General features: G+C 35.8%; 15 protein-coding genes, 1 rRNA gene and 1 pseudogene. 9 read left to right on the top strand and 8 right to left on the bottom strand.

The genetic code is table 11. From position 1 onward, the window contains the following. A 16S ribosomal RNA gene (locus tag A9G31_RS01495) occupies window positions 1–450 on the bottom strand; the annotation flags it as partial. Window positions 451–1,077: 627 nt separating this feature from the next. Between A9G31_RS01495 and A9G31_RS12160 the strand changes: the two are divergent. Further along, window positions 1,078–1,682, top strand: a pseudogene (locus A9G31_RS12160) (DUF4184 family protein). A gap of 32 nt (window positions 1,683–1,714) precedes the next feature. On the opposite strand, the gene gmhB reads toward A9G31_RS12160, so the two are convergent. Further along, window positions 1,715–2,251, bottom strand: coding sequence for a D-glycero-beta-D-manno-heptose 1,7-bisphosphate 7-phosphatase (gene gmhB, locus A9G31_RS01490; protein ID WP_065560123.1), 537 nt, complete (start codon window positions 2,249–2,251; stop codon window positions 1,715–1,717). A gap of 117 nt (window positions 2,252–2,368) precedes the next feature. Here gmhB and metN point away from each other — a divergent pair, with 117 nt between their 5' ends. The 4 genes from metN to tsaA all read left to right on the top strand — a co-directional run bounded on the left by metN (window position 2,369) and on the right by tsaA (window position 5,922). After that, the gene (metN, locus tag A9G31_RS01485) at window positions 2,369–3,400 is read left to right on the top strand and encodes a methionine ABC transporter ATP-binding protein MetN (protein ID WP_065560122.1); all 1,032 of its coding nucleotides are present in this window, start codon (window positions 2,369–2,371) and stop codon (window positions 3,398–3,400) included. 100 nt (window positions 3,401–3,500) lie between these two features. Next, window positions 3,501–4,172, top strand: coding sequence for a methionine ABC transporter permease (locus A9G31_RS01480; RefSeq protein WP_065560125.1), 672 nt, complete (start codon window positions 3,501–3,503; stop codon window positions 4,170–4,172). A 14-nt stretch (window positions 4,173–4,186) separates the two neighbouring features. Then, entirely contained in the window at window positions 4,187–5,086 is a 900-nt protein-coding gene (gene metQ, locus A9G31_RS01475) for a methionine ABC transporter substrate-binding lipoprotein MetQ (RefSeq protein ID WP_065560121.1), read from the top strand. Window positions 5,087–5,208: 122 nt separating this feature from the next. Then, window positions 5,209–5,922 carry a tRNA (N6-threonylcarbamoyladenosine(37)-N6)-methyltransferase TrmO gene (tsaA, locus tag A9G31_RS01470; RefSeq protein ID WP_065560120.1) on the top strand — a complete coding sequence of 238 codons (714 nt, stop codon included), beginning with the start codon at window positions 5,209–5,211 and terminating at the stop codon, window positions 5,920–5,922. 221 nt (window positions 5,923–6,143) lie between these two features. On the opposite strand, the gene hslO is transcribed toward tsaA, so the two are convergent. The 3 genes from hslO to A9G31_RS01455 all read right to left on the bottom strand — a co-directional run bounded on the left by hslO (window position 6,144) and on the right by A9G31_RS01455 (window position 9,050). Then, a complete protein-coding gene (hslO, locus tag A9G31_RS01465) occupies window positions 6,144–7,016 on the bottom strand; it encodes an Hsp33 family molecular chaperone HslO (RefSeq protein WP_065560124.1) in 873 nt (290 codons plus the stop codon). Further along, window positions 7,009–7,404 carry a ribosome-associated heat shock protein Hsp15 gene (hslR, locus tag A9G31_RS01460; protein ID WP_218055903.1) on the bottom strand — a complete coding sequence of 132 codons (396 nt, stop codon included), beginning with the start codon at window positions 7,402–7,404 and terminating at the stop codon, window positions 7,009–7,011. The genes hslO and hslR overlap by 8 nt, the downstream gene beginning before the upstream one ends. A 101-nt stretch (window positions 7,405–7,505) precedes the next feature. After that, window positions 7,506–9,050 carry a hypothetical protein gene (locus A9G31_RS01455; RefSeq protein WP_065560118.1) on the bottom strand — a complete coding sequence of 515 codons (1,545 nt, stop codon included), beginning with the start codon at window positions 9,048–9,050 and terminating at the stop codon, window positions 7,506–7,508. 298 nt (window positions 9,051–9,348) lie between these two features. Between A9G31_RS01455 and greA the strand changes: the two genes are divergently transcribed. Next, a complete protein-coding gene (gene greA, locus A9G31_RS01450; protein WP_065560117.1) occupies window positions 9,349–9,825 on the top strand; it encodes a transcription elongation factor GreA in 477 nt (158 codons plus the stop codon). A 58-nt stretch (window positions 9,826–9,883) separates the two neighbouring features. On the opposite strand, the gene yhbY is transcribed toward greA, so the two are convergent. Beyond that, a complete protein-coding gene (gene yhbY / locus A9G31_RS01445) occupies window positions 9,884–10,177 on the bottom strand; it encodes a ribosome assembly RNA-binding protein YhbY (protein WP_065560116.1) in 294 nt (97 codons plus the stop codon). A gap of 96 nt (window positions 10,178–10,273) precedes the next feature. Here yhbY and rlmE point away from each other — a divergent pair, with 96 nt between their 5' ends. The 3 genes from rlmE (at window position 10,274) to folP (ending at window position 13,845) form a co-directional block, all read left to right on the top strand. Then, window positions 10,274–10,900 (top strand): 23S rRNA (uridine(2552)-2'-O)-methyltransferase RlmE, encoded by a 627-nt coding sequence (gene rlmE / locus A9G31_RS01440; RefSeq protein WP_065560115.1) that lies wholly within the window; start codon window positions 10,274–10,276, stop codon window positions 10,898–10,900. A gap of 76 nt (window positions 10,901–10,976) precedes the next feature. After that, on the top strand, window positions 10,977–12,854 hold the full coding sequence (gene ftsH, locus A9G31_RS01435; protein WP_081299294.1) for an ATP-dependent zinc metalloprotease FtsH: 1,878 nt from the start codon (window positions 10,977–10,979) through the stop codon (window positions 12,852–12,854). 154 nt (window positions 12,855–13,008) lie between these two features. Continuing rightward, entirely contained in the window at window positions 13,009–13,845 is an 837-nt protein-coding gene (gene folP, locus A9G31_RS01430; protein ID WP_065560114.1) for a dihydropteroate synthase, read from the top strand. A 540-nt stretch (window positions 13,846–14,385) separates the two neighbouring features. Here folP and A9G31_RS01425 read toward each other — a convergent pair. Both A9G31_RS01425 and A9G31_RS11710 read right to left on the bottom strand, forming a co-directional pair. Next, window positions 14,386–14,814 carry a four helix bundle protein gene (locus tag A9G31_RS01425; protein WP_065560113.1) on the bottom strand — a complete coding sequence of 143 codons (429 nt, stop codon included), beginning with the start codon at window positions 14,812–14,814 and terminating at the stop codon, window positions 14,386–14,388. A 424-nt stretch (window positions 14,815–15,238) separates the two neighbouring features. Next, window positions 15,239–15,574, bottom strand: a 336-nt coding sequence (locus A9G31_RS11710; protein WP_176700331.1) for a hypothetical protein, incomplete at its 5' end; no start/stop codon positions are given.

Genomic DNA, 15,574 nt, shown 5'->3' with positions numbered 1-15,574 from the left:
CCTTCCTCATCACCGAAAGTACTTTACAACCCGAAGGCCTTCTTCATACACGCGGCATGGCTGCATCAGGGTTTCCCCCATTGTGCAATATTCCCCACTGCTGCCTCCCGTAGGAGTCTGGACCGTGTCTCAGTTCCAGTGTGGCTGGTCATCCTCTCAGACCAGCTAGAGATCGTCGCCTTGGTGAGCCATTACCCCACCAACTAGCTAATCCCATATGGGTTCATCAAATGGCGCATGGCCCGTAGGTCCCATGCTTTGGTCTCTCAACTTTATGCGGTATTAGCAGTCGTTTCCAACTGTTGTCCCCCTCCATTCGGCAGATCCCCATACCTTACTCACCCGTCCGCCACTCGTCATCAAGTGCAAGCACTCATGTTACCGTTCGACTTGCATGTGTTAAGCCTGCCGCCAGCGTTCAATCTGAGCCATGATCAAACTCTTCAATTTAAAGTTTGATGCTCAATAACTGTCTCTGACATATTCAAATGAATCTTCAGTGTCACTTATCAAGACTTAATTTTTTAGTCCGTAGACTTTAATCTTTCGTCTCGCAAGTGCCCACACAGATTGTCTGTTTCTTCTTTTTAAAGAGCTGACAGCTTCTATTCCCCATCAACTTTTCGTTGACTTAGTTCGCTGTCTCAAGGGTTGCGTATACTACGCTACACCTTTTTATTCGTCAAGATCTTTTTTGAAAATTTTTGACCTTGCCTACCGACCTTATTCACCGTCTGCTTTATGCTGACTGCGTGTCAGTGGGTGCGCATTATAGGACCTTAAAAAAATCATGCAAGCGATTATTGCAATTTTATTTCTGTTTGTGCTTTTTTTGCACATGCTGTATTGAAAACAAACTAATTCTATACAAATTTTCTTTTTTATTATTTATTATTTATTATGTCAATTATGTCATGTTTGTTTCAGTCTAACTTTTTATTTTAAGATGGATTTTTCATATGCCTTTTACTTTCGCACATCCTGCAATTGTTTTGCCTTTTCATAAAAGACCTAAATTTTTTCCATGACAACCTTAATTATAGGTAGCTGTCCCCTGACTTTGAATATTTTCTTAGAATGAAAATAAAAAGTGATATGAGCCATACTTTACTTGGTATTTTTTATTTTGATCTGCCAATAACATTAATTGTTGCTTTTATCTTTCACTCCATTATTCGTAATGAATTAATCAAGAATTTGCCTCATTTCCTTTATAAACGATTTGCTCATTATCTAACTCTGAATTGGAAGAAATATTGCTTGCATCATTGGTTTATTGTCTTAACATCTGCACTAATAGGCATATTGTCACATATTGGTTGGGACTGTTTTACTCACTTAACTGGCTTTTTTGTAAAACACCTTCCTTTTTACAACAACCAATTTCACTAAAAAATACAGATATTCCTATCTACCAATTACTACAACATGGAAGCACTTTGGTAGGAATGAGTTTAATATGCATCTTTATTCTTAGATTACCAATCATGATTGATAAGAAAAATACGATTAGTTTTCTATATTGGGGATTAGTGATGATGATCGTTATAAGTTGTTTTTCTCTTTTTTTCACCAAGACCATTCATACTTTTGGCCCAAATGTAGTGAACTTTATTAATACACTATTTTTGGGATTAATATTAGCACCACCTATCATGAGAATTATACGGCGTTTATTTTAAACGCCGTATTAGGATAGTATTGTTTTAGAAAGTTATGATTCTTCTTTTATTTTATTGGGTAAATCAGCCAAACTATCAATAATCAAATCAGCTTGTTCTAATGCCTCTTCTGTTATGGTATCACCCGTTTTTACTAACACAGTTTTTTTAACGCCAGCTTTTTTACCCGATAATAGGTCAGACACTCTATCTCCAACCATATAGGAATTAGCAATATCAATTTTTAGTTCTTTAGCTGCTGTTTGAATCATACCTGGACTTGGTTTGCGACATTCACAAGTATCCACTAACGGGTCATGAGGGCAATAATAGACACCATCTAAATCAACACCACGATCTTGCAAAGACCAATCCATCCATTCAGTCAAAGTATGAAATTGTTCTTCTGTAAATATATTTCTAGCAATACCTGATTGATTGGTTGTTATAACTAACATAAAACCCATTTTTTTGAGTTCTTGCATTGCTTCAATAACACCATCAATAAAATGGAATTTATCGATTGTATGTACATAATTATAATCTATATTAATAGTACCATCTCGATCTAAAAAAATTGCTGGCTTCATATTTACTTTTTTCCTTTTAATTTTAGATATTACTCTAATTCATATAGCATATTATTGATTGACTTAGATGTCTAGACGTCTTAATATTCATTTATTCATCTTTTGTTTTTATATATTATGATACAACTACAACATATTTCGAAAACATTTGAGCATAATAAAACCCCTATTTATGCTTTAAAAGACATTAATATCCAAGTTCCCCAAGGGAAAATTTACGGTGTTATTGGCAAATCAGGGGCAGGGAAAAGCACACTTATTCGCTGCATTAACCTACTAGAAAAGCCGACTAGTGGGAAGATATTCTTTGATAATCAAGAGATCACTAATCTATCTAATAGAAAATTAATTGAAATACGCCGAAAAATTAGTATGATTTTTCAACATTTCAATCTACTTTCTTCACGTACTGTATTTGATAATATCGCTTTCCCTCTTGAACTAAATAAAACGCCTAAAATAGCAATTAAGCAAAAAGTAAATGAGCTTATGGAATTAGTTGGATTGACAGAAAAAGCGAATGTTTATCCAACTAATTTATCTGGTGGACAAAAACAACGTGTTGCTATTGCAAGAGCTTTAGCTAGCGATCCCAAAGTGCTCTTATGCGACGAAGCAACTAGCGCACTTGATCCCGAAACAACCCGTTCTATTTTGAAATTATTGAAAGATATTAATCAAAAATTAGGACTTACTATTTTATTAATCACTCACGAAATGGATGTAGTAAAACAGATTTGTGACCAAGTAGCTGTTATAAGTGACGGCAAACTAGTTGAACAGTCATCAGTTGGCGAAATGTTTTCTCATGCTAAAACAGATATTGCTCGACAATTTATTCAATCAACCTTACATCTTAATATTCCAGATGATTATTTAATAAGGCTATCATCTGAACACAAAGAAGGACTCAATCCGTTATTACGTTTAGAATTTACAGGAGTCTCCGTTGATTTACCATTATTATCACAAATCGCTAAAGAATTCGAAATTGATAGTAACATTATCAGTGCACAAATGGATTATGCCGGAGGTGTCAAATTTGGCTTAATGTTAGCGGAAATGAAAGGGAAACAAAAAAGTATGGCATCAGCAATTCAATTCTTAGAAAAAAATAATACTAAAGTAGAGGTGCTCGGCTATGTTTGATTTTATTCCTTCATTTAAACCTTTCGAAGCATTATTTCGATACTTAGCTCAATATAATTTTTGGAACGATTTTGTTGCTTTTTGTTCATCATTTAAAGGGATTACTGGACCAGTGTTATTCAAAATAGCTGAAGCCACTGATGATACTATTTATATGATTTTCTTGTCCGGTTTTTATGGAATATTGATGGGTTTACCATTAGGTGTAATGTTATATATAACTCGAAAAGGTAATATACTTGGAAATAGTACTATACATAATATCCTTTCTTTTGTAACAAATGTATTTCGTTCAATCCCTTTTATTATATTAATTGTTTGGATTCAGCCGTTTACAATGAATATAATGGAATTTATTACAGGTAAAGGAACTTATTTAGGTAGAGAAGGAGCTATTGTCCCCCTAAGCATAGGTGTTGCTCCTTTAATTGCCCAAATGATTGAAAATGCATTACTCGATCTTCCAAAGGGATTAATTGAGGCAGCTCGTTCTATGGGAGCAACACCTATGCAGATTATATACAAAGTTTTATTACCTGAATCCTTGCCTGTAATCGTCAATAGTATGACGATCTCGTTAATCACACTAACTGGTTATATTGCGATGGCTGGAGTTGTTGGTGCTGGAGGACTAGGCGATCTTGCAAAACGATATGGGTATGAAGGTCATAATTATGATATGATGAATATCATTTTAATTATATTAGTTATTATTGTCTTTATTATTCAATTTATTGGCAATAAAATTGTTAAACGTGTATCTCATCAATAAATTTGGAGAAAATTATGTCGATTAAAAAACTAGCATTAATCACCACATTGGTGAGTGCGTTTTTTTTAACTGGTTGTGATAATAATAAACAGTCAGGAGTAACAAATAAAAATTTAGCTGAACCTACACTTAGTACACTCAAAGTTGGAGTAATCTCTGGTCCTGAAGAAGAAGTAGCCGAAGTTGCTAAACAACAAGCTAAAGAACTTTATAATCTGGATGTTGAGCTCATAATTTTCAGCGATTATGTTATTCCAAACCAAGCATTAAACGATGGTTTAATTGATGTTAATGCTTTCCAGCATAAGCCTTTTTTAGATGAACAAATAAAAGAACGTGGCTATAAATTAGCTGTAGTAGGTAATTCATTTGTTTATCCTATTGCAAGCTATTCTCATAAACTAAAACCAATTGATGAATCAATACAAATAGGCGAAGGGGTAAAAGTCACTTCACCACGCGGTGAAGCATATTTCATTCCTGCTAACTCAACGATTGCTATTCCTAGCGATCCTACAAACTTAGGACGAGCACTACTATTATTACAACATGAAGGGATGATTACGGTTGATAAGTCTAAAGGTTTACTACCGACTGTACTTGATATTACAAGTAACCCTTATAACTACAATATTTTAGAACTCGAAGCCCCAATGTTACCTCGTTCATTGGATGATGCCCAAGTTGATCTTGCAATCATCAATAACGCATTTGCAGGACAAGCAGACTTAACACCAAGTAAAGATGGTATTTTTGTTGAGGATAAAGAATCACCATATGTCAACATTATTGTTTCGCGTGAAGCGGATAAAGATAATGAAAATGTGAAAAATTTTGTAAAAGCATACCAAACCGAAGCTGTTGCACAAAAAGCTGACCAAATTTTTAATGGTGGAGCTATTCGCGGTTGGTAATAATTTATAAATAGATATTAGACTAATATTAAATCCGCCGATCTTTGTATCGATCGGCGGAAATAGAGATAATAATTAAATTACTTAACAAAATTGCTACTCATAAATAAAATTATCGACCAATAATGACATATCAAATTGAACCAATCGGTATTATCCGCTCACCGTATAGTGAAAAATTTGCCGTTCCAAGACAACCCAATCTAGTTAGTGCAGGACAAGGGGAACTTTATTTATTAGCACCTTATAATGACCCTATCAGTGTAAAAGGATTAGAACAATTTTCACATTTATGGCTATTATTCCTATTTCACCATGTTGCCCCTGAAAAATGGAGATTAACCGTTCGCCCTCCTCGTTTAGGTGGTAATAAAACAATAGGGGTGTTTGCTACACGATCGCCGTTTAGACCTAATCATATTGGGCTTTCAGCAGTAGAGTTAAAAGATATCATCATAGAAAATAAGCAAGTAGTCTTAAAATTAGGAAGTCTTGACTTAGTCGATGGCACACCAATTATTGATATCAAGCCTTATCTTCCTTATTCCGATAGCCACTCAGAAGCACTTGCAGGATACGCACAATCTACTCCTGAAAAAAAAATAACAGTAGAGTTCTCACAAAAAGCACGATTATCTTTGGATTTACAAAAACAAAGTTATCCTCAACTCGCCGAATTAATTACACAAGTAATATCCCAAGATCCAAGACCAGCCTATAAACAAAAAAACATTAATGAACAAGCATACGGATTTACACTTTACCATTTTAATATTAAATGGAGAATCGTAAATCAACACGCCATTGTTGAAGATATTTATGTAGGAAGTAAATGAAAATAATTTTTATGAATTTCAAAAAGTTAAGGCTAAAAAATTTTTTATTAATTTCAATGTAAAATAGTTTTGTAAATTTACTTTACAAAATTTTTATATAAAACCGATAAAATAGATTGGTATCTTTTTTCTATTCTGTTAAATTGAATACGGGTTTAATTCCCTATATTTCACTTTACCACTAAGGTGTTAATAACCTTAGTGGTATTTTTCTATTAAGATCAATGATAATGTAGGTTACTTGTACTTCTAATTTCAGCAATATCAATTGCATCAAACAGATAATGCTTTCCACAATAATCACAATGAATATCAATCTTACCCTCATTTTCCTTTAGGATTTCATCAATTTCATTAGCTGGTAAAGTCATTAAGCTATCTTCACAACGTTGACGTGAACATCTACACTTAAAAGTAATATCATGCGTTTCAAAAAGACGCACTTCTTCTTGATTATATAAACGATATAAAATCTCATCAGTGGAAAGTTGAAATAACTCATCACTAGTGATTGTCTCAGTTAAAGCGTTAAGATGTTCAAATGATTCAATTGTATTTTCATTAGCAGGTAAAACTTGCAATAAAATACCTGCTGCTATTGGCTTATTATTATGTACACCTGTTTTCACAAATAAACGAGTAGGAAGCTGCTCTGATTGCATAAAATAGTTTTCGATGCAACCAATAAGTGTATCTTTTTCTAACCCGACAATACCTTGATAACGCTCGCCATTTTTAGGTGTAATAGTAATAACGACATAGCCATTACCCACCATCTCTTTAAGTGTTGCATTATCAGCGATTTCACCGCTAATCCGAGCAACACCGCGTAGCTGCTGTTGATCATTACCATTAACAACTGCTAAAGATAATGCTCCATCGCCTTGTAACTGAACAGCAATATCGCCTTCAAATTTTAGTGTTGCAGTTAATAAACTAGTTACAACCAATAATTCACCAAGCAATTTTTGCACTGCTATTGGATAAGTATGATTATCTAAAATCGCTTGATATGTCTGTTCCAGTCGGGTAATTTCACCACGAATAGGGTGATTATCAAATAAAAAACGGTTCAAAGTATCCATATTAATCATTGCCATCTTTTTGCCTATCATATTTAAATTTAATCAAATTACGCCGTTCCTTTTTATCAGGCCGTCTATCTGGATGCGGCATTGTCAATGCATTAAGTTTACGCGCTTGCGCTATTTTTTCTCGTTTTGCAATACTGTCAGGAGTTTCTTGATAAAGTTGCTGGGCTTCAATGGCAGTTTTTCGTTGTTCACTAATGGCTAAAACCCGAACTGTTTTTTGATCAGAACCTTGGCGAAGCGTTAAGATTGCACCGACTTCAACAAGCTTACTTGGTTTGGTACGTTGGCCATTATAATGCACTTTGCCACCATCAACCATTTCTCGTGCTAACGATCGAGACTTATAAAATCTTGCCGCCCAAAGCCATTTATCTAATCTTACAAGCACTATTTACTACCTCGTATTACTTATTATTGAGTTTTTAAGCTCAAATGAACATAATAACTTAAACATCTTAACGATGTTATATAAGGATGCTTTTGTAAAAATCAATGCGCAAGATTAATGATATACTCATTCCCATTTGCCGAAAATTTACCTGAGAAATTAAATGGTTGTAATTTACCATGTAAATTAGCTGAGTAATTCATAGCATTTGGCGGTTGTTTTATCAATTTCCAATTTTCTAGTAGCGAACTTGTTACACCATAAGCATCAAATTGCAAAGATAGCGGTTCATTTTGCGATAAATCAACTTTTGCTCTCGACTCAATTATTCCTCCATTAGTTAAAGAACTAAAAGTTAATGAAGGATGGTTATCAGAATCAAATTTGAGAACAAGATCTGGATAACGAATATCTATTCGATTTAACGAGGCTTTTTCAGATTTCAAAAAAACAGTTCCTGAAAATAGTCCTAATTTTTGCGCTTTTGCTAAAGTGATATCTTTACCTGAAGCTTGAAAATTATATAAACTAAAAGGAAAATCGCTCTGCTTTCTAATTATCAAACTTTGAAAAATATTCAGCTTATCAAGCTTAATATTTCTAAAAATATTAGGTAACAGAGTTTGTCCCAAATTTTCAGGAATCTCATAGACAATATCCGCTAACATTAATTGATCTAGATGCAAGGTATTATCTTTCCACTTACCAGAAAAATTTATACTACCTTTATTCCATTTTGCTAATACTTTTTGAATTGTCGCTTCTTGGTTTTGAAATGATAATTGTGCTAATACCGACGAAAATAACTCATCATGCAAAACAAGTTCCTCAGCAGTAAAAATAAATGCCCCCTGTTCAAAATACCATTGCCCATCATAACGAAGATTCGTCGCTTCAATATTGCCTTTTTCCATTAAAAAACTAGGCAACTGAATACTACTTTCCTGTATCGATAATTGTTTGATTATTAACTTTGGAAGGACATGAGAATATCTATCAAAAAAATCATCATCAGTTGATTGAAAATGTATATTATGCAACTTTAATTGTTCGATATCTAAAATATTGTCGGCCTGTATTTTTAATTTACTGACAAAAAACCCGTCATTAATATCTCCACCTAAATTAGTAATCGTAGTAATACCATCTCGATGGAATCCGTGAACAAGCAAGGATTTTATTGGTATTTGATTTACCAAAGTTTCTTGAGAGGTAAAATCAAATTGGTATTTATCTGCCCCTGATGAAGAAAAAGGTTGAACTCCCCCATTAATTTTTGTGAAAGAAAGTTTGTCCTTTCCATTCTTAGCCAAAATATTAACGGTTGAATTAACAAATTTTAATGTATTCGCTGAAAAAGCATATTGACTAGATTGAGTATTATTAATAGTCCCATTAATAACAGTAATATATTTAAAATGATTCAATTGCCATAAATCACTTTTATCAAACCCTACAACTAATTTAGGGACATTAACAATCTCTTGATTATTATCATTGACAACAACATCATCAAAAACCAATTCATAAAAATTTGAAAAAGAGTGATGAACACTGCCGATTGAGATTGTATATGAACTTAATTTGGATAATTGTTGACTAATTATTTTAGCTCCAAACGAAGTTTGCACGACAAAATAAGACAACAACACCAAAAACCAAATAATGGATAGAAAAATGATTAGGTAAAATCGTAATCGTCGCATAAATAAATTTAATTTTTATAATGGATCGTTAATAATTGCATTACAATAACCGATTTTAATCAAAATAGCATCACATTTTCGGTATAAATGATTTGCTGTTAAACTAGTTTTACAATTAAGATATAATCATTAACCATAATGTTTTAAATAACTAACAAAACAATTCACTGTCCCTTTCTTTTGATTAAGAAAAGGGATAGTTTTTTTATTTACTATATGTAAAACGGGAGATACCTAGATGAAACAAATCCCAATGACAGTAAAGGGAGCTGAACTATTACGAGCCGAATTAGAAGAGCTAAAAAATGTCAAAAGGCCACAAATAACAGCAGCAATAGCAGAGGCAAGAGCTCACGGTGATTTAAAAGAAAATGCTGAATACCATGCAGCAAGAGAACAGCAAGGTTTTTGTGAAGGTCGTATTCAAGAAATAGAAGGTAAATTATCACAAGCTCAAATTATTGATATTACCAAAGTGAAAAATACAGGACGTATTATTTTTGGTGCTACAGTAACAGTGATAAATATTGAAACAGAAGAAGAAACAACCTATCGCATCGTAGGTGACGATGAAGCTGACTACAGACAAAATCTTATTTCAGTCAACTCACCTATTGCCAGAGGGTTAATTGGCAAAGAAGATGGTGACACAGTACAAATTAAAACCCCTGGGGGTGATGTAGAATTTGATATTGTTAAGGTTGAATATATCTAATTATTTAGTAAATCACTCACCAAAGTAGATGATAAACAGGGCTACAGCCCTGTTGCATTTATTTAGGTAGGGAAATTTTCTTATCTTCGCTTGGTCTAAAAATAGTGAAATTAGAGCCAACCAGTTGTACTGGTAACGCTTTTGTTTCGCGTACAATTGCATCACAAATAAGCTTTTTTGTTTCACGATCTTCAGCAGAAACCTTAATTTTAATCAACTCATGGAAATTTAAGGCGTTGTCAATCTCGGCAAGTACACCTTCGGTAAATCCATTAGCCCCAATCATCACAATAGGTTTTAAATGATGAGCTTCACTTTTTAAATACTGTTTTTGTTTATTCGATAAATTCATTAAATTTTTATCACATTAAGTTGTAATTTTGCTATTCTACCCTTATATATATTTGTAATCAATGAAGTGACCTCTTACATTAAGGATTTATTAGTTGTGAGTAATAAAAAACGCTCAGCAAGTTCAACGCGTTGGCTCAATGAACATTTTAATGATCGCTTTGTACAACAAGCACAAAAAAAAGGGCTCCGCTCTAGAGCGTGGTTTAAACTTGAAGAAATTCAAAAAAGTGACAAATTATTTAAACCTGGAATAACGGTGGTTGATTTAGGCGCAGCTCCTGGCGGTTGGTCACAATATGTCGCATCGCTTATTGGAAATAAAGGACGTATTATTGCCTGTGACTTACTTCCTATGGATCCCATTGTTGGTGTAGACTTCCTTCAAGGCGATTTTCGGGATGAAGCCGTTTTAAAAGCGTTACTTGAACGGGTTGGCGAAGAAAAAGTCCAAGTTGTCATGTCAGACATGGCACCAAATATGAGTGGACAACCTGCAGTTGACATACCTAGAGCAATGTATTTAGTGGAACTAGCGTTAGATATGTGTAAGGACGTACTTGCTCCTAATGGTAATTTTATTGTTAAAGTGTTTCAGGGTGAAGGATTTGAAGAATACCTAAAACAAGTCCGCTCAATGTTTAAAACGGTCAAAATTCGTAAGCCAGAAGCATCACGAGCACGGTCTCGAGAAGTTTATATTGTTGCAATGGGTATGAAGTAGCCAGTTGTATAATTTTGTAGTACCATACTTTGTTAAATTTAGTCGTAACTGTTAATTTTTATGAGAGGTTTTTCTTTTGAACGACATGATAAAGAATTTGCTGATCTGGGGAATTATCGCTATAGCATTGATTGTTGGATTTAACCAATTCAGCTCAATATCTAATAGCAATCCTCAAGTCAATTATACCCAGTTTAATTCCGATATCACGACTGGCAAAATCCAAGAAGTGCATATTAATGGACGTGAAATTGTTGCCACAACCAAAGATAATGGTAATTATGTTACCTATATCCCTTATTTTGACGAAAAATTAATGGATGATTTATTAGCTAATAAGGTACCGGTCTATGGTAGTCCAGATGAAAAACCAAGCTTAATACTCAGCATTCTTGTCTCTTGGTTTCCAATCATTTTACTTATCGGCTTTTGGTTCTTTATGATGCGCCAAATGCAAGGTGGTGGTAAGGGAGGACCAATGTCGATAGGCAAAAGTAAAGCTCACATGCTAACTCCCGATCAAATCAAAACTAAATTTACCGATGTTGCTGGTAGCGAAGAAGCAAAACAAGAAGTGACTGAAGTAGTCGACTTTCTACGTGATCCAGGTAAATATCAGAAATTAGGCGGACGTATTCCAAAAGGAATTTTAATGGTCGGACCTCCTGGTACAGGTAAAACCTTACTGGCGAAAGCCATTGCCGGTGAAGCGAATGTACCTTTCTTTAGCATTTCAGGTTCAGACTTTGTTGAAATGTTTGTTGGTGTGGGTGCATCGCGTGTACGTGATCTGTTTGAACAAGCTCGCAAACACTCTCCTTGTATTATTTTCATCGATGAAATTGATGCTGTAGGTCGCAAGCGTGGTGCAGGTTCAATGGGAGGGCACGATGAACGTGAACAAACACTAAACCAAATGCTAGTTGAAATGGATGGATTTGAGGCCAATAGTGGTATCATCATCATTGCTGCAACGAATCGAGTTGATATTTTAGATCCCGCGTTACTTCGTCCAGGCCGTTTTGATCGCCAAGTTCAAATTGGCTTACCAGACATGAAAGGTCGCGAGCAAATTCTTGCCGTACATGTACGCAAAGTACCATTAGGAACAGATATTGACTTATCTGTTCTTGCAAGAGGTACGCCAGGCTACTCGGGTGCAGAATTAGCAAATTTAGTCAACGAAGCCGCCTTATTTGCTGCACGCCGCAACAAACGAGTAGTGACCATGGAAGAATTTGAAGAAGCTAAAGATAAAATCAACATGGGAACTGAAAGACGTTCATTAACTATGACTCAAGAGCAGCTTGTTTCAACAGCGTATCATGAAGCAGGGCATGCAATTATTGGTCACTTAATGCCAGATCATGATCCAATCCATAAAGTTACCATTATTCCACGAGGACGAGCTCTCGGTGTGACTTTCTTCCTCCCTGAGGGTGATCGAGTTAGTGAAAGTCGAGAAAAATTAGAAGGTGATATTGCAACTCTTTATGGTGGGCGACTAGCTGAAGAGTTAATCTATGGCGCAAACAAAATATCCACTGGCGCATCGAATGACATAAAAGTTGCCACACAATACGCAAGAGCGATGGTAACACAATGGGGATTTTCTGATCGTTTAGGTCCACTATTTTACGAAACCGATGATAATTCATATGGGCGACCGAAAGATATTTCGGACGAAACAGCTCGAATTATTGACGAAGAAGTCAAAGCAATTATTGATCGTAATTACCAGCGCGCACGTAAAATATTAACAGAGAATATTGATGTACTTCATGCAATGAAAGATGCTCTAATAAAATATGAAACTATTGGTGCAAAACAAGTTGCTGATTTAATTGCTCGTCGTCCTATTACCACTCCTGATGATTGGACAGAAAGTGACGAACAAGCAGCGAACAAAATACCAAATGAAGGAAGTGATACGCCACCTAAATCAGAAAGTTAAAATACTTAAATAAAATATAACGCGCCTCGGCGCGTTTTTTATCGATAAGATAAAAATATCTAATGAACAAATTTGCTGTAATAACATAATAAATATATTGAAAATTTAACCTTAATCTACTGCATTTTAAATTAAAAAAATAGGGCTTGTAATCATGGAAATACATTTTCAAAATCAGACAATAGATCTTTCTTTTCCACAAGTCATGGGCATTGTTAACATGACGCCTGATTCGTTTTCTGATGGCGGAAATTATAACAACCTTGATGACGCCATGCGTCGTGTTGACAGCATGATTCAAGCTGGCGCAACGTTTATTGATGTAGGGGGCGAATCAACACGCCCCGGTGCTGCCGAGGTATCAGTTGATGAAGAGCTAAACCGTGTTGTGCCATTAGTTGAAAAAATTGCTCGTTATTTTGATGTTTGGATTTCGGTTGATACCTCAAAGCCACAAGTAATGACTGAATCAGCTAAAGCAGGAGCGCACCTAATTAATGATGTTCGAGCCTTAACAGAATCCGGAGCACTTGAAGCTGCAGCACAAACAGGCTTACCTGTTTGTGTCATGCACATGCAAGGCGATCCACAAACCATGCAAAATGCGCCACACTACGAGCAAGATATCTATCAAGAAGTCGATGACTTTTTTGCAAAACAGATCGAACGTTGCATAAACGCCGGAATTGACCGCCAAAAAATCATCCTTGACCCCGGTTTTGGATTTGGTAAAACACTAGCGCACAATTACCGACTATTAGCAACGCTTGAACGGTTCCACCATTTCAACTTGCCTTTATTAGTCGGCATGTCACGAAAATCCATGATCGGGCAAGTACTAAATGTCCCACCGCAAGAGCGAATGTTAGGCAGTGTTTCTTGTGCGGTGATAGCGGCAATGAAAGGGGCGCAGATTATTCGTGTGCATGATGTAAAAGAAACGTTTGATGCGTTGAGGATTGTGCAGGCGACGCTTGCTGAAAGGGGATAAGGTATAGTTTTTTGTTTGAAAAAACTTCAATAAAATCAATAGTCTACCGGAGGGATTTTTTTGTTGGTGGATAAAATAGGTTGGGTGTGGTGGTTTCGGACGTTTGGGCTTTGGGGGAACAAAATGGCTACAGTGCCCACGTCCGAGTCAGGGAATTAAAGCGAATTCCCTGACAACCCACGCTTTGGCTGCAGAATGTGGCCTTCGGCGCCCCTCCGCCGTCGCTCGGTCTTAACGCACCGTTTGTTGTGCAATTACTCGTATCATCCTGATACTCGCCTCTACGAGGCCATCTTCGCTGTGCTCAGGTGTTCAAATTTGTTCCAGACAAATTTGTCTGACGCCGGAGTAAGGCAGACAACATAACCTTGAGTGGCTTTTATGAGTCACTTTTTTATAAAAAACACTGCAAAAAACCCAAAAAATTGCTTCGGTAGACTATTGATTTTATTTAATTTTTACTTCTACTTTTTCAAAGTGCTGTTTTCCACCAAAACCTCAAGCATTCAAAATGTTGTTCTTGATGTAAGTTAAAAATACTTATTTAACTTGACTCAAATCCTCATCATCCACCTGCGCCATAAACCAACGTTGCCAGCCAGTAGTCTGTTTTTGGATGTTGTCGATGGATTGGTTGAATGAAGCAAAAGCACCGTGCGAAATCATTTTCATCTTCCAACCCACACACAACAACCCTTTAATCACATCTAACGAAGCACGAATAAGTTGTAACTGTTTGACGGCTGATTGACATTCTTCGATGTTATCTCGGTCAACGATATTAGACAATACCGCAAAGCGTATTGCCTCTGTAAGCTCGGTTAAAATCGCTTCGCCTGTAGTAAATTTAAACGATTTAGGTAAATGACAATGCGTTTGCCAATAGCATTGGTATAATGTCACTAAATCATTAAATATTTTAGGTTGAACAAAAGTTGATTGAGTAGGGTTAGTTAATTTATTATGCATAATTGTCCTACAAAACAGAAAACCGTTTATATCCATTAACTCCAATTCACTCATAGCAGAGCACACTGTAATAAGGCCTCGGTGCAAACAGCGTAATTACTGTTGGAAGCGCTGTTGCTGTTGACGTTGCCGTTGTTCGAGTTGACATTGAACTGGTTGCTACCTGTTGCGTCACTCGTCCAGTAGTTGTTGTTGACGAAGCCCGCATCAGCGTAGTTGTTCATGTTGCCCGTTTTTGCACCTTAATCTTAATACTACCAGCTTACTGCGTTGCCGCATTCGCCCTTAAATAACGTAAAAAGCCGTTTGTAACTTTTACTGACTTTTCCCGTGAAAGGTGCTGACCTTATTTGTAGCCCTTTTTCTATCACCCGATTTAAACACTAAACCTAAGCGATAGCCCCATCGGGCACAGTGTGCTCTGCTATTGGCTGAAATAGTTTTTTAACTCTTGAATAAACGCACTATCTACAATAGGCGGATATTTGTTGGGTTGCCATGATGATAAAAACAGTAAATGTTGTAATGTTAATGTTTTATTTATGTTGCTCAGTGCGGTTTCGGCTATTGGCTCGGAGTCTGTGAAAATCGATGATTTCGGTGCAGTCACTTCGTTTGCATGAGTGGCGGTTTGCTGTGGTTGTGGTGGTTGGTTTTGTTGGGCTTTTCTTTTTTGGTATAATTGACACTGCTGTTGATACCAAGCTTGATAGCCACTTAAATCGTAATCATCTAATAATTCATAGCCGTAAACAGTCGG

The sequence above is a fragment of the Gilliamella sp. Gris1-4 genome, from assembly GCF_001690335.1.
Taxonomy (GTDB): Bacteria; Pseudomonadota; Gammaproteobacteria; order Enterobacterales; family Orbaceae; genus Gilliamella; species Gilliamella apicola_P.
This window is presented reverse-complemented; position numbering and strand designations above follow the sequence as displayed.

Bases quoted from the DNA above. Each gene is read 5' to 3' on its own strand.
- gmhB (WP_065560123.1), bottom strand. From the start codon at position 2,251: ATGAAGCCAGCAATTTTTTTAGATCGAGATGGTACTATTAATATAGAT.
- metN (WP_065560122.1), top strand. From the start codon at position 2,369: ATGATACAACTACAACATATTTCGAAAACATTTGAGCATAATAAAACC.
- metQ (WP_065560121.1), top strand. From the start codon at position 4,187: ATGTCGATTAAAAAACTAGCATTAATCACCACATTGGTGAGTGCGTTT.
- hslO (WP_065560124.1), bottom strand. From the start codon at position 7,016: ATGATTAATATGGATACTTTGAACCGTTTTTTATTTGATAATCACCCT.
- greA (WP_065560117.1), top strand. From the start codon at position 9,349: ATGAAACAAATCCCAATGACAGTAAAGGGAGCTGAACTATTACGAGCC.
- yhbY (WP_065560116.1), bottom strand. From the start codon at position 10,177: ATGAATTTATCGAATAAACAAAAACAGTATTTAAAAAGTGAAGCTCAT.
- folP (WP_065560114.1), top strand. From the start codon at position 13,009: ATGGAAATACATTTTCAAAATCAGACAATAGATCTTTCTTTTCCACAA.
- A9G31_RS01425 (WP_065560113.1), bottom strand. From the start codon at position 14,814: ATGCATAATAAATTAACTAACCCTACTCAATCAACTTTTGTTCAACCT.